The sequence below is a fragment of the Methylobacterium sp. WL9 genome (assembly GCF_008040035.1).
GTDB classification, from domain to species: domain Bacteria; phylum Pseudomonadota; class Alphaproteobacteria; order Rhizobiales; family Beijerinckiaceae; genus Methylobacterium; species Methylobacterium thuringiense.
Genome location: NZ_VRVE01000013.1, coordinates 1 through 22,346 on the forward strand (window position 1 = coordinate 1; position 22,346 = coordinate 22,346).

At 68.1% G+C, this 22,346-nt stretch carries 22 protein-coding genes, 1 other RNA gene and 1 pseudogene; 12 read left to right on the forward strand and 12 right to left on the reverse strand.

Going from position 1 to position 22,346, the window contains the following annotated elements:
• Positions 1-321 (reverse strand): annotated as a pseudogene (locus FV217_RS07005) (CPBP family intramembrane glutamate endopeptidase); the annotation flags it as partial.
• A 42-nt stretch (positions 322-363) separates the two neighbouring features.
• Between FV217_RS07005 and ssrA the strand changes: the two are divergent.
• Both ssrA and FV217_RS07015 read left to right on the forward strand, forming a co-directional pair.
• Positions 364-749: a transfer-messenger RNA gene (ssrA, locus tag FV217_RS07010) on the forward strand.
• Between the two features lie 63 nt (positions 750-812).
• On the forward strand, positions 813-1,454 hold the full coding sequence (locus FV217_RS07015) for a ClpXP protease specificity-enhancing factor SspB (protein ID WP_147816351.1): 642 nt from the start codon (positions 813-815) through the stop codon (positions 1,452-1,454).
• A gap of 215 nt (positions 1,455-1,669) precedes the next feature.
• Here FV217_RS07015 and FV217_RS07020 read toward each other — a convergent pair whose 3' ends face one another.
• The gene (locus FV217_RS07020; protein WP_147816352.1) at positions 1,670-2,014 is read right to left on the reverse strand and encodes a hypothetical protein; all 345 of its coding nucleotides are present in this window, start codon (positions 2,012-2,014) and stop codon (positions 1,670-1,672) included.
• Between the two features lie 137 nt (positions 2,015-2,151).
• On the opposite strand from FV217_RS07020, the gene FV217_RS07025 reads away from it, so the two are divergent.
• The 4 genes from FV217_RS07025 (at position 2,152) to FV217_RS07040 (ending at position 4,562) form a co-directional block, all read left to right on the forward strand.
• Entirely contained in the window at positions 2,152-2,928 is a 777-nt protein-coding gene (locus FV217_RS07025; RefSeq protein WP_147816353.1) for a DUF3750 domain-containing protein, read from the forward strand.
• 97 nt (positions 2,929-3,025) lie between these two features.
• Positions 3,026-3,400: a DUF4440 domain-containing protein gene (locus FV217_RS07030; RefSeq protein ID WP_147816354.1), complete on the forward strand. Its 375-nt coding sequence runs from the start codon at positions 3,026-3,028 to the stop codon at positions 3,398-3,400.
• 141 nt (positions 3,401-3,541) lie between these two features.
• Positions 3,542-3,856: a hypothetical protein gene (locus FV217_RS07035; RefSeq protein ID WP_147816355.1), complete on the forward strand. Its 315-nt coding sequence runs from the start codon at positions 3,542-3,544 to the stop codon at positions 3,854-3,856.
• 40 nt (positions 3,857-3,896) lie between these two features.
• A complete protein-coding gene (locus tag FV217_RS07040) occupies positions 3,897-4,562 on the forward strand; it encodes an HAD family hydrolase (protein WP_147816356.1) in 666 nt (221 codons plus the stop codon).
• Positions 4,563-4,587: 25 nt separating this feature from the next.
• Here the strand turns inward: FV217_RS07040 and FV217_RS07045 are convergent, their stop codons facing one another.
• On the reverse strand, positions 4,588-5,991 hold the full coding sequence (locus tag FV217_RS07045) for a cytochrome P450 (RefSeq protein ID WP_147816357.1): 1,404 nt from the start codon (positions 5,989-5,991) through the stop codon (positions 4,588-4,590).
• Positions 5,992-6,084: 93 nt separating this feature from the next.
• On the opposite strand from FV217_RS07045, the gene fumC reads away from it, so the two are divergent.
• The 4 genes from fumC (at position 6,085) to FV217_RS07065 (ending at position 9,882) form a co-directional block, all read left to right on the forward strand.
• Complete coding sequence (fumC, locus tag FV217_RS07050; RefSeq protein WP_147816358.1) at positions 6,085-7,497, forward strand: class II fumarate hydratase; 1,413 nt, start codon at positions 6,085-6,087, stop codon at positions 7,495-7,497.
• Positions 7,498-7,557: 60 nt separating this feature from the next.
• Positions 7,558-7,746, forward strand: coding sequence for a DUF4169 family protein (locus tag FV217_RS07055; protein ID WP_147816359.1), 189 nt, complete (start codon positions 7,558-7,560; stop codon positions 7,744-7,746).
• Positions 7,743-7,973, forward strand: coding sequence for a ribbon-helix-helix domain-containing protein (locus tag FV217_RS07060; protein ID WP_147816360.1), 231 nt, complete (start codon positions 7,743-7,745; stop codon positions 7,971-7,973). The genes FV217_RS07055 and FV217_RS07060 overlap by 4 nt, the downstream gene beginning before the upstream one ends.
• A gap of 217 nt (positions 7,974-8,190) precedes the next feature.
• Positions 8,191-9,882, forward strand: coding sequence for a methyl-accepting chemotaxis protein (locus tag FV217_RS07065; protein ID WP_147816361.1), 1,692 nt, complete (start codon positions 8,191-8,193; stop codon positions 9,880-9,882).
• Positions 9,883-9,945: 63 nt separating this feature from the next.
• Here FV217_RS07065 and FV217_RS07070 read toward each other — a convergent pair whose 3' ends face one another.
• The 4 genes from FV217_RS07070 to FV217_RS07085 all read right to left on the reverse strand — a co-directional run bounded on the left by FV217_RS07070 (position 9,946) and on the right by FV217_RS07085 (position 15,245).
• Entirely contained in the window at positions 9,946-11,349 is a 1,404-nt protein-coding gene (locus FV217_RS07070; RefSeq protein WP_147816362.1) for a heterodisulfide reductase-related iron-sulfur binding cluster, read from the reverse strand.
• 18 nt (positions 11,350-11,367) lie between these two features.
• Complete coding sequence (locus FV217_RS07075) at positions 11,368-12,555, reverse strand: FAD-binding protein (protein WP_147816363.1); 1,188 nt, start codon at positions 12,553-12,555, stop codon at positions 11,368-11,370.
• Positions 12,556-12,680: 125 nt separating this feature from the next.
• Entirely contained in the window at positions 12,681-14,129 is a 1,449-nt protein-coding gene (locus FV217_RS07080; protein WP_147816364.1) for a polysaccharide biosynthesis C-terminal domain-containing protein, read from the reverse strand.
• A 102-nt stretch (positions 14,130-14,231) separates the two neighbouring features.
• A complete protein-coding gene (locus FV217_RS07085; protein ID WP_147816365.1) occupies positions 14,232-15,245 on the reverse strand; it encodes a magnesium transporter CorA family protein in 1,014 nt (337 codons plus the stop codon).
• A gap of 209 nt (positions 15,246-15,454) precedes the next feature.
• Between FV217_RS07085 and groES the strand changes: the two genes are divergently transcribed.
• Complete coding sequence (gene groES / locus FV217_RS07090; RefSeq protein ID WP_147816366.1) at positions 15,455-15,745, forward strand: co-chaperone GroES; 291 nt, start codon at positions 15,455-15,457, stop codon at positions 15,743-15,745.
• A gap of 92 nt (positions 15,746-15,837) precedes the next feature.
• A complete protein-coding gene (groL, locus tag FV217_RS07095) occupies positions 15,838-17,496 on the forward strand; it encodes a chaperonin GroEL (RefSeq protein ID WP_147816367.1) in 1,659 nt (552 codons plus the stop codon).
• Between the two features lie 176 nt (positions 17,497-17,672).
• On the opposite strand, the gene FV217_RS07100 is transcribed toward groL, so the two are convergent.
• The 5 genes from FV217_RS07100 to nadC form a co-directional block, all read right to left on the reverse strand.
• Positions 17,673-18,152, reverse strand: coding sequence for a hypothetical protein (locus FV217_RS07100; protein WP_147816368.1), 480 nt, complete (start codon positions 18,150-18,152; stop codon positions 17,673-17,675).
• The gene (locus FV217_RS07105; protein WP_147816369.1) at positions 18,142-19,038 is read right to left on the reverse strand and encodes an AAA family ATPase; all 897 of its coding nucleotides are present in this window, start codon (positions 19,036-19,038) and stop codon (positions 18,142-18,144) included. The genes FV217_RS07100 and FV217_RS07105 overlap by 11 nt, the downstream gene beginning before the upstream one ends.
• 106 nt (positions 19,039-19,144) lie before the next feature.
• Positions 19,145-20,245, reverse strand: coding sequence for an adenylate/guanylate cyclase domain-containing protein (locus tag FV217_RS07110; RefSeq protein WP_147816427.1), 1,101 nt, complete (start codon positions 20,243-20,245; stop codon positions 19,145-19,147).
• A gap of 297 nt (positions 20,246-20,542) precedes the next feature.
• Positions 20,543-21,175, reverse strand: a complete 633-nt coding sequence (locus tag FV217_RS07115; protein ID WP_147816429.1) for a L,D-transpeptidase — start codon at positions 21,173-21,175, stop codon at positions 20,543-20,545.
• 279 nt (positions 21,176-21,454) lie between these two features.
• Positions 21,455-22,315, reverse strand: coding sequence for a carboxylating nicotinate-nucleotide diphosphorylase (gene nadC / locus FV217_RS07120; protein ID WP_147816431.1), 861 nt, complete (start codon positions 22,313-22,315; stop codon positions 21,455-21,457).
• Between the last annotated feature and the right edge of the window lie 31 nt (positions 22,316-22,346).

The following is a 22,346-nucleotide window of genomic DNA, read 5'->3' on the forward strand; positions in this document are numbered from 1 at the left end:
CTGCCAGAGGGCGAGGCCGACGGCGAAGCCGGCGATCAGCACCTGCCGCAGGACGTCGGCGGCGACGCCGCGGCGGGCCTCCTCGTAGATCGGCAGGCGCGGCCGCAGGGCCGTCGGCGTGAAGATGTCGAGGCCGATCCTGTAATCCGCCACGATGCGCACCAGGACGAGCGACAGGATGCCCGCCAGGGCCAGCACCACGACAGGAATCGCCACGAACAGGACGGCCTGCAGCAGCCAGCGCCCGAGGCCGATGGGCGGGCTCGTAGCGGGCTCCGCCGGACGTTCCGGCCCCGCTTGCGCCGCATGACGGGCGTGCACGGGAGCAACAGCGGCATCATCGAGCAGTCCGTGGCGAGGATCGCTCTTCAAAACCGCCCCCGGTCCCTCTATATTCGCTTTGCCGGTCGCAAGGCCGGCTATGGCGATAAACGTTCTTCGAAATAAACCTATCGGACCCGGGGGCGGTACCCGGCGCCTCCACCAAGACCCAGGACCGATGGCCGCAAGGCCCGGATCGGCCTCAGACCTGGGTTTCGGCGGGGGCGAAATAGGATCGACGAGGGCGTAAAGGGTGAACTTTTGCTCGGCATGGTTCCGCCGTTATCGGGCCTCTGCAATAGTTGCCAATGACAACTTTGCTCCGGTCGCTGTCGCCGCGTAAGCGGTGCCGGTTACCGAAATCAAGTCCTAGCGGGTAGCACTGCATAGGCGGGGTTCGGAGGTACCTGGCAACAGAAACCTCCACTTTCATTTTGACGACCCCGGCGGCCTCCGACGTCCGGAACGCATCCCGGGCAGAGCGAGCGCCGATGGCAGAAGACCTGATCCGCTACGATCTCATGGTGCAGGACGCGTTGCGCGGCGTCGTGAAGCGGGTGCTGACCGACGCGGCCCGCGAGGGACTTTCCGGCGAGCACCACTTCTACGTGTCGTTCCGTACGGAAGCACCGGGCGTCCGCATGTCGCAGCGGCTGCGCGAAAAATACCCGCAGGAGATGACGATCGTCCTGCAGCACCAGTTCTGGGACCTCGGCGTCACCGAGCATACCTTCGAGGTCGGCCTGTCATTCTCGGGTGTGCCCGAGCGGCTGCTGGTGCCGTTCGATGCGCTCTCGGGCTTCTTCGACCCCTCCGTGCAGTTCGGCCTCAAGTTCGATCTTCAGGAAGAGGGTGAGACCTCCGAGGAGAGCGATTCCACGCCGACCCTCGTGAAGACCGGCCCGCGCGGCGCGGCCTCCGAGCCGACGGAGATCAAGCCGAAGAACGCCGGCCTCGCCGCCATCTCCGGGCCGCCCAAGATCGTCCCGGCCCTCCCCGCCGCCGGCAACAAGGCCGACGAGAAGTCCAACGACACGGACAAGCCGGGCAAGGATGCTCCGGCCGAGAAGGTCGCGGGCAAGGATATCGGCGCCGAGGTCGTGAGCCTGGATTCGTTCCGCAAGAAGAGCTGAGCGGCCGGACGACGGGACGTTGCAGGCTGCGCGTCCCGTTCGGTCGCGAGTCTTATTACGGCTTCCGGTCGATCGGATCATACGCCGCGTGTCGGCGAGGACGCCCGTCCCCGTCTTTACGAGCACAGCGAAGCAAAGACGCACGTTGGCCGCTCGGTCGATGGGAGACCGCACCGCCCGTGAGGCGGCGGTAGCCCCGGACCGAAACGGCCGCATCACCGCTTGCTGGGTTCGCCCTTCTCGGAGTCCGGCAGGCCGGCGTACCAGTCCGAATAGCTCGTGTTCTTCGCCATGCGCCGGTTCTGGTCCGGGGCGCCGTCGGTCCACCAGACCGGCCCGCGTTCGCCGAGCCCGTGCTTGGCCGTGTCGACGGCACGGCGGGCGCGCGCAAGCGCTTCGTCGTCACCCGATCGCTTCGCCGCCCGTACGGCCCGCCGCGCGTCCATCAGTTCGCGGACGAGCCGGTCGCGCTGCACCGGCTCCAGGTCCGGCCGCTGCCGCCGCCAGAGCCGGCCGTGCACGACGATGTAGCGGCCGTCCGGGGTTTCGAGGATGGACATGACCCGACCGATCGATCGTCTTGCTCGATATGCGCGAAGACGATAGCGCGCCTGCGACGACGAGACACCGTGCTTCCGCCGGCCAATCGCGCCGGAGCATCGGCTGTTCCGAACGCCGGCAGCCACTTTTCGGGCCGATGCCCTATGAGGGCCTATCTCCTCCGCCCATTTCGGAACCCGACTTGATCCGCATCGCGCTCCTCACCTTCGTTATCGTATTCCTGGCGCCGATCGCCCTGTCGGCCACTCTCTACTATCTCCGGAACGACATCGTCGACTGGCGGACCGCCGACCGCTCGAGCGCGGGGCTGCTGCCGCCGGCGGGCGGGCATCCCGATGCGGTGGTGCGGGTGTTTTCGGCCCGGACGGTGAGTTGGCGCGGCATTGTCGCCAGCCATAGCTGGATCGTCGTGAAGGAGGCCGGCGGCCGCGCCTACCAGCGCTTCGACTACACGGCCTGGGGCATGCCGATCTGGGTCGACCGCTTCGTGCCGGATGGCCGCTGGTTTGGAAGCGCGCCAGACCTCGTCTTCGCCGCGGACGGTGCCGAGGCCGAACGCATGCTGCCGCGCATCCGGGCTGCCATCTCCGGCTACCGCTATGCCGGGATCGGCGATTACCGCCTGTGGCCGGGGCCGAACTCCAACACCTTCATCGCGACGGTGATGAGTGCCGTGCCCGAGATGCAGGCGAGCCTGCCGGCCACGGCGATCGGGAAGGATTTTCCCTATGATGGACGCTGGGTCGGCCCGACCCCGTCGGGAACCGGCTTCCGGATCAATCTCGGCGGCTATCTCGGATTAACGCTCGGTTGGGTCGAAGGGCTGGAGGTGAACATTCTCGGCGCCGTCGCCGGCCTCGATATCCGACGGCCGGGCCTCAAGCTGCCGGGTCTCGGCCGGATCGGGGTTTGAGACCAACGCATGCAGCGCCGGCCGCAACGCCGCATGCCGGGAACGAACCCCACGGCGCGCTCTTCTCTGCTCGCTTCGCGGATCTGAGGAGAACGCCATGGACGACGAACGGGTTTGGTCTTTCGAGAAGAGCCTCTGGACCGGCGACGAAGAGAATTACCGTAAGCTGATCGACGACGAATGCCTGATGGTGCTGCCGCATCCGCCCTTCGTGATGAGCGGGGCCCAGGCCGTCGCGGCGGTCGCCGGCACGCCGCGATGGGCGGAGGCAGAGCTGTCGAAGGGGCAGATCGCCCGGCCGCAGGAAGGCCTCATCGTCATCGCCTATCAGGCCAAGGCCTCCCGCGAGGACGAGCGATACGAAGCGTATTGTACGTCGACCTATCGGCGGCTCTCGCACGAAGAATGGCGCGTGGTGCAGCACCAGCAGACGCTGCCGGCCGCCATCGCCGGCGTGGTCGAGAAGCGCTGATCAGCGGCAGGGGGCGACGCGCGAACCGTCGTCTCCCTGTCCGCCGCGCGGCGCGATCTACCGATCGCGGTTCTTGCGGCGTGAACTTCGGGCGCAACCGGCCGTTGCCAGCCGACTTGTCGGATCAAACGGATACGCTCGATGACGCGCATGACGATGGCCCTCGCTGCCGGCCTGGGATTCGCCCTGGTCGGCCCGGCCCTGGCGCAGATCACCACCGGCGGCGCAGCCAATACCGGAATCGCCCCGCCTCCGGTCGTCGGCGGCGTTCCGGCCGGGACAGTTCGCAGCGGAACGCTCGACACGCGCAGCCCCGATGCGCCCGCCGGCAACGCGGCGAGCCGCAGCAATTCCTCGGTGCCCGGCACCACGCCGGACGTGAACATCGGCGGCACCCCGACGAGCGGCCCGCCCGGCACCGGTGGCGCGGCCGGCGGACCCTCGCTCGGCAACTGACGGTCGCCGTCCCACCTCCCGGAAAAGCGATAGGCCTCCCATGCGCGCCGTGATCTTCGACATCGACGGCACGCTGCTCGACAGCGTCGACCTGCATGCGCAGGCCTGGGTCGAAGCCTTCGCGCATTTCGGCGTGGAGACTGACCCGGCGCTGGTCCGGCGCCAGATCGGCAAGGGCGGCGACGAGCTGATGCCGGTGTTTCTGTCGGCAGAACGCGTGGAGCGCGAGGGCGAGGCGATCGAGGCCTGGCGTTCCGACCTGTTCAAGCGCGACTATCTCGATCGGGTGAAGCCGTTCCCCGGCGTACGCGCCCTGTTCGAGCGCATCCGCGCGGCGGATCTGCAGATCGCGCTGGCGTCCTCCGGCAAGCGGGACGAGGTCGAGCACTATCAGGAAATCTTGGGGATCGCGGACCTCGTGGACATGGCGACCTCATCGGACGACGCCGAGCGGTCGAAGCCCCATCCGGACATCTTCCAGGCGGCTCTGAAGAAGCTCGCGCCCCTCGATGCCGGGTCGATGATCGTGGTCGGCGATACGCCCTACGATGCCGAAGCCGCTGGCAAGGCCGGCCTGTCGACGATCGGCCTGCTCTGCGGCGGCTTTCCCGAGGCGGATCTGTCGGCGGCCGGCTGCGTCGCGATCTACCGGGATCCGCAGGCTCTGCTCGACGGCTTCGATCGCTCGCTGCTCAAGACGGGATAGCCGTCTGGCCGGAATGGGCGGGGCCTCAATGCCGCCGCTTCACCAGCATCCGCAGCCCACCCTCCGGCCGCAGCGTCACCCGGTGCAGCGGTACCACCGGCGGGTGGCCGGCCGCGAGGTCGAGGCGGACCGCATGGGCGATGTGGGCCAGCACGATCGTCGCCTCCTGCAGTGAAAAGCTCTGGCCGATGCAGACGCGCGGCCCCGCGCCGAAGGGCAGGTAGGCGAAGCGCAGAATCTTTTCGCGGTTCTCGGGGAGGAAGCGCTCGGGGATGAAGGCGTCGGGGTCGTCCCACAGCGTCTTGTGCCGATGCAGCACCCAGGGCGCGACCATCACCGTGGAATTCTTCGGGATCTTGACCCGGCCGATGCGGTCCTCGCGGATAGCCTGCCGGCTCATGAACGGCACCGGCGGAAACAGCCGCATCGTCTCCTCCATCACCGCCTTGGCGAAGGGGAGGTTTTCGAGGGCGAAATGTCCGTCGGGGCCGACGGCCGCATCGGCCTCCGCTTCCAGGCGCTCGCGCGAAGCATCGTCCTGCGACAGGCAATACAGCGCCCAGGTCAGGGCGTTGGCCGTCGTCTCATGGCCGGCGGCGATGAAGGTGACGATGTTGGCCTTCACCTCAAGATCGGTGAGGCCGTTGCCGGTCTCGGGATCGCTCGCGGTGAGGAGCAGCGTCAGCAGGTCGTGCGGCGCGTCGGCACCCGCAGCGGTCAGCGCGCGGCGACGCGCGACCAACTCGTCCACCACCTCCTCGAAGAAGCGCCCGGCCGGCCGCGCGCGCAGCCGGCCGATCCGAGGCACGAAATTCGGCATGTTGAAGACGTCGAGCGGATCGATCGGACCGATCGCCTCCAGGAAGCGGGAGATCGCGCGGCCCACCGCGTCCGGATCGCGCTTGAGGCCGTGGGTAAAGATCGTGCGTTCGAGGACGTCGAGGGAGACGCGGGTCGTCTCGTTCGCCGCCTCGACATGGGCGCCGTCGCGCCGGGCGAGCCGGCGCGCAAGACGGGCGCCGGCGAAGTTCATCGGCTCGGCAAAGCTCACGACGTGGCGAGGGGAGAAGATCGGCGCGATGGTGCGGCGCTGGTTGCGCCACTCTTCGCCCTCGGCCGAAAGCAGGCCGTTGCCGAGCCCTGGCGCCAGGATGCGCCGCTGGAGATCGTCCTTGCGGTAGTTTTTCGCGTTCTCGACGTAGAGGTAGCGGATCAGCGCCGGGTCGCTCACCACGGTGATCCGGCCCATCACCCCGTCGGCCGCGACGACCGGCTGCTCGAAATGCGCACGCATCCAGGTGGTGATCGGGTTCTTTCGCGCCGCCTTGAGGAAGGCGAACAGACCGAGATCCTGCGTACGCGGCTTCGGCACGACCGGGCGGAAGCTGAACGGCACGGTTTCGCCCAAGACGACGGTGTCCGGTGGCATCGTCTCTCCTCTGAAACCCGACGAAAAGCGGAATCGCCCTCGCCGGCTCCCTTCGTTAAGTAGGGGCGCGCAGACGCCAACGAAGAGGCCACGATGTCGCCGGACCAGCCCACCGAGACCCGTACCGAATCCGACACCTTCGGCCCGATCGCGGTGCCGGCGCACCGCTACTGGGGCGCGCAGACCCAGCGCTCGATCCAGAATTTCCGCATCGGCACCGAGCACCAGCCCGCGCCGATCGTCCATGCGCTGGGCCTCGTGAAGCAGGCCGCGGCCCTGGTGAACAAGGATCTCGGCGGCCTCGATGCCAAGGTCGCCGACGCCATCGCGGCATCCGCCGCCGAAGTCGTCGCGGGGAAACACGACGGCGAGTTTCCGCTGGTGGTCTGGCAGACCGGCTCGGGCACGCAATCCAACATGAACGCCAACGAGGTCATCGCCTCGCTCGCCAACGAGCGGCTCGGGGGCAAGCGCGGCGGCAAGTCGCCGGTACACCCGAACGATCATTGCAATCGCGGCCAGTCCTCGAACGACACCTTCCCCACCGCCATGCACATCGCGGTCGCCCGCGAGATCCAGGAGCGCCTGATCCCGGCGCTGACTCATCTGCACGGCGCCCTCGACGCCAAGGCGAAGGCGTTTGCGTCGATCGTGAAGATCGGCCGGACCCACCTGCAGGACGCGACGCCGGTCTCCCTCGGCCAGGAATTCTCCGGCTACGCGGCGCAGGTGGCGCTCGGCGGGGCGCGCATCGCCGCGACGCTGCCGGGCGTGCTGGCGCTGGCGCAGGGCGGCACCGCCGTCGGCACCGGCCTCAACACCCATCCGGAATTCGCCGAGCGCTTCGCGGCCAAGGTCGCCGAGCTGACCGGCCTGCCCTTCACCACGGCCGAGAACAAGTTCGAGGCGCTGGCGACGCACGACGCGCTGGTGTTCACGCAAGGCGCGCTGACGGCACTGGCCTCGGGCCTGTTCAAGATCGCCAACGACATCCGCCTGCTCGGCTCGGGGCCGCGCTCGGGCCTCGGCGAGCTCTCGCTGCCGGAGAACGAGCCGGGCTCGTCGATCATGCCGGGCAAGGTCAACCCGACCCAGTGCGAGGCGCTGACCATGGTCTGCGCGCAAGTTGTCGGCAACGGCACCACGGTGAGCTTCGCCGGCTCACAGGGCCATTTCGAGCTCAACGTATTCAAGCCGGTGATCGCCAACGCGGTGCTGCAGTCGATCCGGCTGCTCGCTGATTCCGCGATCAGCTTCACCGACAATTGCGTCGTCGGCATCAAGGCGAACGAGGACAAGATCGCCGACCTGATGAGCCGCTCGCTGATGCTGGTCACGGCGCTGGCCCCCTCAATCGGCTACGACAAGGCCGCCGAGATCGCCAAGACCGCGCACAAGAACGGCACCACCCTCAAGGAGGAGGCCCTGCGGCTCGGCTATGTCACGGAGGCGGAGTTCGAGCGCGTGGTGCGACCGGACACCATGCTGGCACCCAGCATCGATTAGACGCATGATCGACGTTCCGGCGGGATTGTCCCGCCGGGTCCGGTCGGAGGACGTTTCGCCGTGGCCGAGATCATCAACCTCAACCAGTTCCGCAAGGCGCGCGACAAGGCCGACAAGCAGGCCCGCGCCGCCGAGAACCGCGTCGTCTTCGGTCGCCCCAAGAAGGTGAAGACCTTGGCCGAGAAGAAGGCCGCCATCGAGTCCGACCGGCTCGAGGGCCACCGCCTGAAAAGCCCCGACGAGGAATGAGCGTAGCCGCGCCGGGCGGTCTGAAAAAGCGCTCGGTCATGATCGCCGGCCACAGCACCAGCGTCTCGCTGGAGGCGCCGTTCTGGGACGCGCTGCGCGAGATCGCGGTCACGCGCGGGCAATCGGTCCAGGCGCTGATCGGGGCGATCGATGCGGGACGCGGCGGGCAGAACCTGTCGTCCGCGATCCGGGTATTCGTGCTGGCAGCGGTGCAGCGGATGCCGTAGCCGACGGGCGCCGATTTGCACAACCTGAAGCAGCCTTCGACCTAAATCCTCACCATAAGTAGCAGCATACTCTCAAAGACTAAAATTCGATTGATTTTTATACTTGGTTAACCAATTCGAAGTCTTCTGAGAACAGCTCCGGAATTATTCTTTCGGCGCCCGGATTGTACCAAGCGCCGGTCGTCCGGGATTGCCCCCGCGCGCCTCAATGGTTGACATGCACCTCCGTCTCTCGATCAAGAGCGCCCTTTCCGGCGCATTCGGCCTGCTCGCCCTCATTGCCGCGGGGCAGGGCGGGCTCTCGCTCTCCAAGCTCTCCAACATCCGCCAATACACGAACGATGTGGCCATCACCTGGCTCCCGTCCGTCCTGGCGGTCAGCGAACTCAAGGGGGCGATATCCGAGGTTCGGATCAAGCAGCTCCGGGTCATCGCACTCTCCGGTTCTCCGGCGCAGTACGCCGAGAACGACGCGCAGTTGGGCGATACGCTGACGAAAGTCGCGCAGGCCAGGAAAACGTACGAGCCGCTGATCACGTCACCTGAGGAGCGAGCCCTGTACGAAGAGTTCACAGCGCTTTGGAACCACTTCGACAGTATAACGGCGGAGATGCGCGATCTGGCACGGGCCGGACAGACCGCAGCGGCCGCAACGTTGCTTGGAAAGCCGGAAAACGTCAATAATTATAATATGATGCGCGATACTCTGTCGCGAGATGCCGCGCTCAACGCGCAAGGCGCTACGCGGGATTCGCGAGGATCGGTCGAGGCGGCGGACGCGGCAGCTCTCGCAGCCTACGTTTCTGTCGCGCTCGCCATTGCGGCCGCCATCGGCGCAGCGGCGTTCGGCATGATCGGCATCTCGCGTCCGATCGGCCGGATGACCGCGACGATGGATCTCCTGGCGAAGGGCGACGCCTCGATCGACGTGCCTTATCGGACGCGCCACGACGAGATCGGCGCCATGGCGTCGGCCGTCCAGGTGTTCAAGGACAACCTGATCCGCACCAGGGCGCTCGAAGAGGAAACGGCCCTGGCCCGCAGGAGTGCCGAAGAGCAGCGCAAGAAGGCGATGCGCGACATGGCCGACGGCTTCGAGCAGGCGGTGAGCGGCATCATCGGCATGGTGACCTCGGCCGCCACCGAGTTGCAGGCGACCGCCCAGACCATGACGGCAACGGCCACCGAGACGGCGAGCCAGTCGACCACGGTAGCCGCCGCGGCGGAAGAGGCCGCCTCGAACGTCAACACGGTGGCCGCCGCGGCCGAGGAACTCGGCTCGTCGGTCCAGGAGATCGGTCGCCAGGTCGATGGGTCCGCCGCGCTTGCCGGAGCGGCCGTCAGCGAGGCGGACCAGACAGCGACGCTGGTGCAGGACCTGAGCGTCGCGGCTGCCAAGATCGGCGACGTCGTCGCGATGATCTCGACGATTGCCGGCCAGACCAACCTGCTGGCGCTCAACGCGACCATCGAGGCAGCACGCGCCGGAGAGGCCGGACGCGGCTTCGCGGTCGTGGCGGCCGAGGTCAAGGAACTGGCTTCGCAGACGGCCAAGGCGACCGAGGAGATCGGCAGCCAGATCGCGCGCATTCAGAGCTCAACCGATCAGGCAGTCGGCGCAATCGGCGGAATCGCCGGACGCATCCGGGAGATCAGCGACGTGGCGACGTCGATCGCCGCGGCGGTGGAAGAGCAGGGCGCGGCGACGCAGGAGATCGTGCGCAACGTCTCCCAGGCCGCGATGGGCACCGGGGAGGTCACCGCGAACATCAGCGGCGTCGCGCGCGCCGCCGAGGACACCGGCGCCGCCGCCTCACAGGTGCTCGCTTCGTCCTCGGAGCTGTCGCGCCAGTCGGAGCACCTGAACCAGGAGGTCGCGCGGTTTCTCGCGACGGTGCGCGCGGCCTGATTTCCTGCCCCGATCGGGACCCACGAACCAAAGGACGTGCCGGCAGCGGCACGTCCTTTTTCGTTACTCGGCCGCGATCGGCAGCGCTTCGGCCTCTCGTCTCGGAAGGCGCTCCAACGCCTCGGGCCGCGGCCCACCCGTCGCCCAATCCAGCAATTCCACCGTGTGCAGGATCGGAATGCCCGTCCCCTTCCCGATCTGCGTGACGCAGCCGATGTTGCCGGTGGCGATGAGGTCGGGCTGCATCCGCTCGATATTGGCGACCTTGCGGTCGCGCAGGCGGTTCGCGATCTCGGGCTGGAGGATGTTGTAGGTCCCGGCCGAGCCGCAACAGAGATGGCCCTCGGGCACGTCCTTTACGGTGAAGCCGGCCTTTTTCAGCAGGGTCTTGGGCTCGGTGCGGATGCCCTGGCCGTGCTGCATCGAGCAGGCGGAGTGGTAGGCCACGACGAGATCGGTGTCCTCCACCGGCGGCAGCAGGCCGATCGACGCCACGTATTCGGTGACGTCCTTGGCCAGGGCCGACACCCGCGCGGCCTTCTCGGCATAGGCTGGGTCGTCGCGAAACATGAAGCCGTAATCCTTGATCGTCGTGCCGCAGCCCGAGGCCGTCACCACGATGGCGTCGAGGCCCTCGCCCTCGATCTCGGCCATCCAGGCATCGATGGCGCGCTTGGCGAAGCCGTGGGCCGAGTGCTCCTTGCCCATGTGGTGGGTCAACGCCCCGCAGCAGCCCTCGTTCTTCGCCTGCACCACCTCGACGCCGTGGCGCGTCAGCAGGCGGATCGCGGCCTCGTTGAAGTCCGGACGCAGCACGCTTTGCGCACAGCCGCGCAGCAATGCGACCCGGCCGCGCCGCGTCACCGGCGCGGCGTTCTCGCCACCCTGGATCAGGGCGCTGATCTCCTGGGCAGCGAGATCGGCCGGGAAGGTGCCGGGGCGGTCGGTCGGGTTGCGGTTCGGTAGCTGTGCGGGCGCGAGATCGAGCATCGCTGCGAGCCGGTTGCCGACCCGCGGCAGCCGCGCGACCAGCGGCCGGAACGGGCTTCCCAGCTTCGCCCCGAGCAGCGCCAGGCGAAACCGGTTCGGGTAGGGCAGCACGAAGGCGAGCACCGAGCGCAGCAGCCGGTCGCTCAGCGGGCGCCTGTAGGTGTTTTCGATATGCGTGCGGGCATGGTCGACGAGGTGCATGTAATGCACGCCCGAGGGGCAGGTCGTCATGCAGGACAGGCACGACAGGCAGCGGTCGACATGCTTGACCACCTCGGCGCTCGCCGCCTTGGCGCCCTCGAGCATGTCCTTGATCAGGTAGATTCGTCCGCGCGGGCTATCGAGTTCGTCGCCGAGCAGAACGTAGGTCGGGCAGGTCGCGGTGCAGAACCCGCAATGCACGCAGGTCCGCAGGATCTTTTCGGAGGATTTGGTCGCCGGGTCTGCGAGCTGGGCGAGGGTGAAATTGGTTTGCACGGGGGTGTTCCTGAAGCCTCAAACGCCGGCGTACATCCGCCCCGGGTTGAACACGCCCACCGGGTCGTGCGCCGCCTTGATCCCGGCGGTGAGCCGCATCAACGGCTCGGTCAGCGGCTCGAAGACCGGCACGGCGGCACGCACGGCATCGGGAGCCCGCACCAAGGTCGCGTGGCCGCCATGTGTCCGAGTGGCGGCGCGGACCGCCTCGGCGCCGGCATCGTTCGCGGCGTCGGTGGCAAGCCAGATCAGGCCGCCACCCCAGTCGTAGTACCAGCGTGCGTCGCGGTTCAGGGCGACGGCCTGCGCGAGCGCCACGCCACGCACCGGCGCCGTCGAGATCCGCCAGATCGCCGCATCGCGCGGCTCGGTGAGCGGGGCGACGTCGCGCACGCCCTGCCAGAGCGCGGCACAGGCCTCGCCGTCGACGATCTCCGGCGCACCGTAGCGCTTGAGCAGGCGTGAAAGTTCGCCGAGCCGGTAGTCGATCGACTTCGAAAAGCCCTCGACGCGCATCAGCGTACGGGCCTCGTTCTCCCCGAGCCCCGCCGGCAAATGCGCAGCGCCGGTCAGCTCGAAGGGCGAGCCGAGGGCGGCGCTCAGCGCCTCGATGGCGCGGGAATCGTCGAGCCCGCGAAACACCAGGGTCGCGACGCGCTCCTGCACGGGCAGCACCTTGAAGGTGACTTCGGTGAGCAGCCCGAGGGTGCCCCACGAACCGGCCATCAGCTTCACGAGGTCGAGGCCGGTGACGTTCTTCATCACCCGGCCGCCGGACTTGATCGGCTGGCCGCGCCCGTTGACGAAGCGCACGCCGATCAGGCTGTCGCGCGCCGCCCCCGCGTTGATCCGGCGCGGACCGGAATTGTTGCAGGCGGCCACCGCGCCGAAGCTCGGCTCGCCGGTCGAACCCATCAGGCGGCGATGGTCCATCGGCTCGAAGGGCAGCATCTGGCCGCGCTCGGCCAGGAGCGCCTGCACCTCGGCCAGCGGCGTGCCGGCCCGGGCCGAGACCACCATCTCGGCCGGCTCGTAGAGCGTCACGCCGCTGATGTTTTGCGCCGAGAGCGTCGCCTCGTCCTGCGCGGGCCGGCCGATCCCGGCCTTGGTGCCGCCGCCGACGAGGCGCAGCCGCTCCGTGCGCGCCACCGCATCCGAGACGATCGCGGCGGCCTCCTGCTCGCTCGCGGGAGCGTATGAACCCATGGTTTCCTGCCCGTGAGCGCCCGTGATCGGCGCTCTTTGGAAGCACTCAAAACGGAATGTCCATCGGATTCAAGCGCGACCGCGCGGCGCAGCCGCGATTCTCGGCGTGAATGCCGGAGCCTGCCTCACGCCGCCGGCACGGGCCGCCGGCGCCCGAAGCGGTCCATCACGAGTGTGCGAAGGCCCGCAATGTCGAAGATCCAGACGGCGGCGGCATAGAGCGTGATGCCGCCCCCCAGGCAAAGCGCCAGGGCGAGCGCCGGATCGAGGTGCCGCAGGGGCGTCAGGACCAGCAGCATCGCGAGGCTCGCGGCGGAGGACAGCCCGATGTCGCGCCAAGGCAAGGTGAGTTTCTCGGGGCCGAACAGGGCGCGGGCCGAGAGCAGCGCGACGGCGGCGGCGAGCCCGAGCGATTGCGCCACCGCGACGCCGGCCGGTCCATAGAGGCCGGGCAGGACCAGGAGACCGATCCCGTTGATCGCGCAGCCCAGCAAAGCGGCCGCGATCACCGGGCTCGTTCTGCGCCGGATCTGGAAGATCGGGTTCAGGGCGAAGTTCATGATCGACAGGCAGAACAGCCCGGGGATCAACAGCGCGGTGTAGAGCGCAAACGGCCCGCGAAACGCCTCCGGCACCACGAGTTGCTGGAGAGCCGGCGTCACCGCCCAGTAGCCGGCGGCGCAGGGCAGCAGCAGGGCGACGACCACGCCGATGTTACGGGCGATCTGCGCCTCGGCGGCCTCGCGGCCGTGATGCTCCTCCGCCCGCACCGCGAGCTGGAACAGCAGCAGGTCGAGGGCGGTGCCGAGCGTCGAGAAGCCGCGCGAGCCGAGATCGGCGGCGAGGGCGAAATAGCCGGCCTCGGAGAAATCCGCCGCCGCCGCGATGACGCCGCGGTTGATGAAGGGCATCAGCTGGTAGATCGCGTTGGCGGCGATCAGCGGCAGCCCGTAGGCCGCGAACAGCCGCAGGGTCTGCCGGCTCCGCTCCGGCGCGAAAGTGCCGGGCCTGTCGTGCAGCGCGGCGCGCATCACCACGACGGCGAGCGCCTGGGACGCCGCGCCCGCGAGCAGCACCCAGACCGGCTGCGGGAAGTACCAGGCCGTGCCCGCCATCAGAACGAGGCCGAAGACGTTCTTCCAGACCACGAGCTTGAGATAGGTCCCGCCGACGAAGCGGGCGCGGGCGAGGGCCGCATGGTAATCGAACACGCCGATGCCGACGGCGGTCAGCGCGGTCGCGGCGGTGATGGCGAGCCGGCTCTCGGGGCTCGGATCGATCGCGAGGCCGAGCCCGGCACAGAGTGCGGCGAAGGCGAGGAGCGCGATGGCGAGCACGCAGTAGGCCCGGTCTAGCCCGGCTCGGATCCAGGGCTCGCCGTCGCGCACGCGGGCCGAATAGAACCGCGTCGCCGAGAGCCGCAGCCACTCGAACAGCAGCGTGTTCAGCACCACGGCCCCGGCGGTGGCCAGCGCGAAACGGCCGAAATCCGCCGGCCCGAGCATCTTGGCGATGAGCAGGCCGAGCAGCAGGTTCAGGGCCGAGTTGATGACGAAGGCGACGATCACGGCCATCGGTGCAGGAATCCCGCTCGGACGCGCCGGTCGTCTAGACCGCCGCCCGCGGCATTCTCGGGGCGAGCCGCCAAGAAAGGCTGAACGCGGGCCCCCTGCCCTCTACACCCAGCCCTTCACCCGAAAGATCAGGATCGGGATCAGCGCCGAGAGCGCGATCAGCGCGAGGCCATAGGGGTAGCCGTAGGCCCATTCGAGTTCGGGCATGTGCTTGAAGTTCATGCCGTACATCGAGGCGATCAGCGTCGGCGGGATGCCGACCACCGAGACCACGGTGAGCACCCGGAAGGCGTTGTTCTGCTCGATGTTGATCAGGCCGAGCGCCGCATCGAGCAGGAACTGCAGGGTTTCCGACTGGCGCGTCTCGAACTCGTCGAGGGAGTCGATGTCGCGCGAGAGCGTGTCGAAGCGCGGGCTCTCCTCCGCGTCCGCGCCCAGCATCTGCGGACAGGAATCCTTCACGAAGGGCACGATCCGCTCCAGCCCGAGCAGGCTGGCGCGGACCTTCGCGAGCGACTTGCCCTGCCGGCCGATGGAGCGGAGCAGCCGGCGCAACGCCAGATCGCGCCGCTTCGGCGAGCCGCGGCTGCCGTTGTCGGAGCCGGCGCGGGCGGCGGGGTCGAAGTCGAAGATCCGCGTCGAGAGCGAGCCGAGATCGCTCGACATCTCCTCCAGCGTGTCGGCGAGGCCGTCGACGAGCTCCTCGATCACCAGAAGGAAGATGTCGATGCTCGTGGTGCAATCGCCGTCATGCTCGGCCACCCGCGTCTTCACGGTGTCGTAGGAGCGCAGATCGGCGAAGCGGATGGTGACGAGGTGCTCCTTGGTGAGCACGAAGCCGAGCGGCTTCAAGGCGAGATCGGTGCGGTCGAAGGTGATCATCGGCGAGGACAGCGAGAGGCCGCCGCTCTTGAGCCGGCGCAGGCGGCTCGACGATTCGACCTCGCTCAGGGCGGCGCGCGACGGCACCCTGAGGCCGGTGGCCGCCTCGACCTGCCGGGCCTCCTCCTCGGTCGGATCGAGCAGATCGATCCAGACTGCATGCTCAGGCAGGCCCCCGCCGGCCATCAGGCCGGCGTGATCGACCGGGCCGTGCGGCCCGTGGAGACTGATCATGCGGAGAACGAACCTTCCGGCGGCGCGCGCTTCGGGAGACGCCGTTTTTCCCGTTCTGTCGAACGGCAGCGCTCCTTGACTCGAAAATCGGTCGTGCCTATCTCGCCGCTGCCGCTGGCACTCACCGATGGAGAGTGCTAACGAGCGGGTCGTGACGCGGTCTTCGCCGCATCAAGACCATCCCAGAATTCGAAGCAAGAGGGCAGCTCATGAAGTTCCGTCCGCTGCACGACCGAGTCGTCGTTCGCCGCATTGAGGGTGAAGAGAAGACGAAGGGCGGCATCATCATCCCGGATACCGTCAAGGAAAAGCCGCAAGAGGGCGAAGTTCTCGCCGTCGGCGCAGGCGCCCGTGATGAGTCCGGCCGCATCAACCCGCTCGACGTCAAGGCCGGCGACCGCGTGCTGTTCGGCAAGTGGTCCGGCACCGAAGTCAAGATCGACGGTCAGGACCTCCTGATCATGAAGGAATCCGACATCATGGGCGTCGTCGCACTCTAAGCGACGCAGCCTTCCTTCGAACGACAGCCCTTTGAGGCCGCTCCCAGGAGCGCGCCTTGGGGCTTTTCCCATACCTTGAAAGGACTTAGCACATGGCAGCGAAAGACGTTCGTTTCTCGTCCGACGCCCGCGATAAGATGCTGCGCGGCGTCGACATTCTCGCGGATGCGGTGAAGGTCACGCTCGGCCCCAAGGGCCGCAACGTCGTCATCGACAAGAGCTTCGGCGCGCCCCGCATCACCAAGGACGGCGTCACCGTCGCCAAGGAGATCGAGCTCTCCGACAAGTTCGAGAACATGGGCGCCCAGATGGTGCGCGAAGTGGCCTCGAAGACCAACGACATCGCCGGCGACGGCACCACCACTGCGACCGTGCTCGCCCAGGCGATCGTCCGCGAGGGCACCAAGTACGTGGCCGCCGGCATGAACCCGATGGACCTGAAGCGCGGCATCGACCTCGCCACGGCCGCCGCGGTGAAGGACATCATCGGCCGCGCCAAGAAGGTCGCCGAGTCGAGCGAAGTCGCCCAGGTCGGGACGATCTCGTCGAACGGCGACAAGGAAATCGGCGAGATGATCGCCCATGCCATGCAGAAGGTCGGCAACGAGGGTGTCATCACCGTCGAAGAGGCCAAGACCGCCGAGACCGAGCTCGACGTCGTCGAGGGCATGCAGTTCGACCGCGGCTATCTCTCCCCGTACTTCATCACCAACGCGGAGAAGATGGTCGCCGAGCTCGAGGATCCCTACATCCTCATCCACGAGAAGAAGCTCTCGTCGCTCCAGGCGATGCTGCCGGTTCTCGAGGCCGTGGTGCAGACCGGCAAGCCGCTCGTCATCATCGCCGAGGACATCGAGGGTGAGGCTTTGGCCACGCTTGTCGTGAACAAGCTGCGCGGCGGCCTCAAGGTCGCGGCCGTCAAGGCTCCGGGCTTCGGCGATCGCCGCAAGGCCATGCTTGAGGACATCGCAATCCTGACCAAGGGCCAGATGATCGCCGAGGACCTCGGAATCAAGCTCGAGAACGTCCAGCTCCCGATGCTCGGCCGCGCCAAGCGCGTCCGCATCGAGAAGGAGACCACCACGATCATCGACGGCGCCGGCGAGAAGTCCGACATCGAAGCCCGCGTCGGCCAGATCAAGGCGCAGATCGAGGAGACCACCTCGGACTACGACAAGGAGAAGCTCCAGGAGCGTCTCGCCAAGCTCGCAGGCGGCGTCGCGGTGATCCGCGTCGGCGGCGCGACCGAGGTCGAGGTCAAGGAGAAGAAGGACCGCGTCGACGACGCCCTGAACGCCACCCGCGCTGCGGTCGAAGAGGGTATCGTTCCCGGCGGCGGCGTCGCGCTGCTGCTCGCCAAGAAGGCGGTCGCCAAGATCACGAGCGACAACCCGGACGTCCAGGCCGGCATCAAGATCGTGCTCAAGGCGCTCGAAGCCCCGATCCGTCAGATCGCCCAGAACTCGGGCGTCGAGGGCTCCATCGTCGTCGGCAAGATCACCGACCACACGGAGACCGAGACCTACGGCTTCAACGCCCAGACGGAAGAGTACGTCGACATGATCCAGGCCGGCATCATCGATCCGGCCAAGGTCGTGCGCACGGCGCTGCAGGATGCGGCTTCGGTCGCCGGTCTCCTCGTCACCACCGAGGCCATGATCGCCGACGCTCCCAAGAAGGAGAGCGGCGGTGGCGGCATGGGCGGCGGCGGCGGCATGGGCGGCGGCGGCATGGGCGGCATGGACTTCTAAGTCCACGCCACAATCACAACGAGACGAGAGGGGTCGCCGAGAGGCGGCCCCTTTTTCGTTGTCGGGGCGTGCAGCCCGTCACGGTCATTCCGCGGCTCGCCAAAGGCGAGAACCACGCCCTGCGCGCCCCCTCTGGGTCCGGGTTCCGCTTCGCGGCCCCGGAATGACGGAGCCTCTCAGCCCTTCTTCTTCTTCGCCTTCACAGCCGGCGCGTCGTGGTCCTTGCCGTCCCAGGTCGCCGCGAACGGGCGCTTGCCGAGAGCGCGCTCTGCCTTCGGCTTGGGCGAAGCGGCCGGCTTGTCGGCTTTCACGGCCTTCGGCTTCTCCGCAGGCTCCTCGGTGTCGGCCAAACCGCCGAGACGGCGACGGTACCAATCGGCGGCGGCCGTCTTGAGTTCGGGGTGATGCTTGTCGAAACGCCCGACCAGGCTCTTGGCCTCGGCATCGGTCATGCCGTCGACGATGAGCGCGAAGGTCTCTGCCCCGAGTGCCCTGCGGATCAGCCGGAGGCGCGCAAGCGGCAGGCTCTTGGCCTTGAGCTGCTTCGTCACCAGCGTCCGGGCGGTCTTTGCGATGTCGGCCCGGATATCGGGAAACACCTCGGGCACCACCGCGATGGCACCGAGGACCGCATAGCCGTCGACATCAAGCGCCATGGAGGACCCCCTTCAGTTCCTCGACGAGCGGAATCAGCACGGTCGAGACGTGGACGTTGTATTTTCCGGAGAAGGTCGGCGGAAGATCGCGCGGCACCAGTGCATCCGCGAGCGCCGCCGCCTGCGGAACGCAGGTGGTGAGCAGCTTGAAGCCGGCATCCTCGGACTCGGCCTCCGCGCGCAGTTGCGCCAGCGTCTGCTGATGCTGCCGCACGCCTTGCTGGTAGCGCGTGACGAGCACGTAGGGCGGACTCTTCGGCACGCTCTGGCCGCTCTGCCGCCCGCTCTTCCGCCAGATCGTCTCGACGAAGGCGTTGAGCCCGTAGGTCGAGAGGAAGTCCGGGATCGAGGTGACGAGCACGAGGTCCGCGCCGCGCACGACGACCTCGGTCATCGGCGATATGCCGGGCGCGCAATCGAACAGGACGTAGTCGTAATCCGCGGCGAGCGGCGCGATGTCGTTCTGGAACAGCTTCCAAAGCCGCCCCTCGATAGCGTGCATCGCGAAGCCTTGGCCGGTCAGCTCGTAGATGATCTCACGCTCGACCATGCGCAGATACGGACCGGACGGCAGCAGCGAAAGCGCCAGCGGCTCGTTCTTGTGGGTGGTGAGGCTGACCCGCCCGTGGATGCGCGCCGCCAGGGACGGCTTTTCGCGGGCGATGAGTTTCAGGGCGAGATAGGCTTCGAGCGTCCGCCCCTGCGCGATCATCCCGCAGAGCAGGTCCGGACCGGCAAGGCAGACCGAGACGCTGGCCTGCGGATCGAGATCGACCACCAGCACCCGGGCCCCGTCGGCCGCCAGCGCTTCGGCCAGCATCACCACCGTCGTGGTCTTGCCGACGCCGCCCTTCATGTTGGCGACCGCGATGAGCTTGCCCGTCATCAACGTGCCTCCCTCACGGCCGTCTGCCAGACGAACCAGATCTTCTGCAACAGCCAGGGCTGTCGGCTATCGACCACCTGCCCAGACTGTGCACCAGGCGGAGCGTTCACCGCCCAGCCGCGGCCCTCGGCCGGGCGGCGGAGGGCGGATCGGCAGCGACCGCCTTCTCGACCATGGCGGCGGCCGCATCGCCGCTGCGCTCCAGCGTGGCCACGGCGAGTTGCTGGTCGCGCCCACGGAGCGTGTGCGAGCCGAGCGGGCGCACGCTAATGCCGGCCGGCAGCGGCGGCAGCCGTTCGAGCAGATCCTGCGAGATCAGCATATCGACTCCGAGCGGCCGGCACAGGGCCTCGATCCGCGAGGTCACGTTCACCGCATCGCCGAAATACGCGATCTTGTGCCGGTCCACCCCGACTTCCGCCGTGACCACCGAGCCGCCATGCAACGCGGCGCGCAGGCGCGGAACAATGCCGAAGCGGGTCTTCCATGCTTCGGCCTCCGCCTCGATCCGGTCGCGGACGGCGAACAGGCAGGAGACGCAGCGCGCATCCTTGAGGCCGCGCGCCATCGGCCAGGTGATCATCGCCATGTCGCCGATATAGTCGTCGGTGGAGCCCTGGAACCGGCGCACAGGCTCGGCCAGCGTGGCGAAGATCGCGCCGAGATACTCTTGCGCGCGCAGGTCGCCATGGGTCTCGGCGAAGGCGGTGGAGCCGACCACGTCGAGGAAGAGAAAGATGCGCTCTTCCTCGACCGGCCGGTGATAGCGGCCGATCAGGAAGTTGACGAAGACCTCGCCGCCGATGAGATCGCGCATGCGGATCACGAAGACGACGAAAGCCGAGACCGCGAGCGCATAGGCGAGCACGCGCGGCGTCGTCCGAACCGCCTCGCCGAGATGGTCGCCAGTCAGTCCGAAGGCCCAGACGACGACGCCGCCGAGCGCGTTGCCGGCAACGATCATCAGCACGTAGGACAGTTCGGCCGCCGGCACGTAGAGCGAGGCGGGCAGGCGCCGGATGCGCGATTGCAGACCGGCCAGGATCAGCCCGCGATCGAAGGCGAGCGCGGCCGTGCCGATGCAGAAGCCGTAGACGAACCCGGCCGCGGGCGAGGCGCCCTGTGCGAAGATGACGTTGTAGAGCAGGCCCGCGCCACCGGCCGCGACGAGGATCAGGACCCAGAACCAGCGGTGCTGCGGCAGCATCAGACGGCCCTCGATCGGCGCGAACGGTAGGGCGGCCTGCCCGCGCCGGCCAGCGGCCGTTCGGCGCGGCTCTGAGGCGGGGCGGTTCGCACGGGCGCTCCTTATGGTCGTTCGGATTCGCAGGGCGGATGACGACGCGCGACGCGCCGATCACAAGCGCGACAAGGCTCATGCCGCCATGATGGCGCCAGTGTGGCGGCGACGCCCTCCGGCCAGTTCTCTGCCTTGCCAGCAGCCGCGCAAAACAAAAGGGCCGGCGTTTCCGCCGGCCCTTCGATCGATCGCTGGTCGGCGCGTTCAGCGCTGGACGATGACGCGCGTGCCGACCTTGACCCGGGTGTAGAGGTCCGAGACGTCCTCGTTGGTCATGCGGATGCAGCCCGAGGAGACGGCGGTGCCGATGGTCTCCGGCTCGTTCGAGCCGTGGATGCGGTAGATCGAGCCGCCGAGATACATGGCGCGGGCGCCGAGCGGATTCTCGATGCCGCCCTTCATGTAGCGGGGCAGATCGGGACGGCGGCGCAGCATCTCCGACGGAGGACGCCAATCCGGCCATTCGCGCTTCATCGTAATGTTCTGCGTGCCGCCCCAGGTAAAGCCGGGACGGCCGACGCCGACGCCGTAGCGCATGGCCTGTCCGCCGCCCATCACGAGGTAGAGCCGGCGCTCAGCCGTCGACACCACGATGGTGCCGGGGCTGTAGGGGCCGGAGAATTCCACCATCTCGCGCTGGATCGCGGTGGCCTGCGGCAGCGTGCTCTGCAGCGGGTCGGCGGCCGGGAGCGAAGCGTTCTGCGGGCGCACGCGCACCGTCAGCACGTCGCTGAGCGGCTGGCGGGTCAGCGGGTCGATCTCATAGGCGGAGGCGGGCGCCGCCAGCGCGATGGACGCGCAGGCGAGGCCCGCGAGGGCGGTGACGATACGGCGCATCGAAGCCTCTCGAGGGCAGGCGGACTTGTGGAAACTCGGTGGAAAACTGCCGCGCGTCGCCGCACGGATCGATGCCCAGACGTAAACCGCAGCGCGTTAAAGCCAAGCTCTATTCGCGCACCGCACGCGGTTCCACGGCCGTCGTGACCATGTGGCAACACGGTGGCAGCTTGGCCATACGATAGCGAAAACGGTCTTCGGAGCCGTCGTGATTCCAAAGACTTGCCCAGATTCTGAACCGAACGGGTCGTTAAGGAATTGTGGCGGCGCTTTGGCGGGTCAGGCGGCGTCGAGGCCGAGGTCGATGATCGCCGCGCTGTGCGTGATCCAGCCCACCGAGATCAGGTCGACGCCGGAAGCGGCCACAGCGCCGACGGTGTCGCGGTCGATCCGCCCGGACGCCTCGGTGATGGCCCGCCCTCCGACCATGCGCACCGCCTCGGCGAGCGTCTGTGGGCTCATGTTGTCGAGGAGAACGGCGTCGGCGCCCACCGACAGCGCCTGTTCGAGCTGCGCCAGGGTGTCGACCTCGATCTCGATCTTGACGAGATGACCGGTGCGGGCGCGGGCGCGCTCGATGGCCGGCACGATACCGCCGGCGACCGCGACGTGGTTGTCCTTGATCAGCACCGCATCGTCGAGGCCGAAGCGGTGGTTGGACCCACCGCCGGCCCGCACCGCATGCTTCTCCAGCGCCCGCAATCCCGGTGTCGTCTTGCGGGTGCAGACGATGCGCGCCTTGCCGTACGGGCGAGCCGCCTCGACGAGTGCCGCCGTGGCGGTGGCGACACCGGAAAGCCGGCAGAGCAGGTTCAGCGCCACGCGCTCGGCGGTGAGGATGGCCCGCGCCGGCCCATCGAGCCGGATCACCGTGTCGCCGGGCGCGACGCGGGCGCCATCGCCGCGCTCGACCGTCACGATCACGGCCGGATCGATCAGGCCGAATGCGATCACCGCCGTCTCGATACCGGCGATGACGCCGTCCTGACGGGCGGCGATGACGCCTTTCAATCGGGCGTCGGCCGGCACGATGGCGTCGGTGGTGATGTCGCCTGCACGGCCGAGGTCTTCGAGCAATGCCGCACGCACGATCGGCTCGACGAGGAGACGCGGCAGCGGAAGGAGCGTGTCGTCGGGCATCTTCGGGTCTCGATCGCGTCGCTTCCCCTCC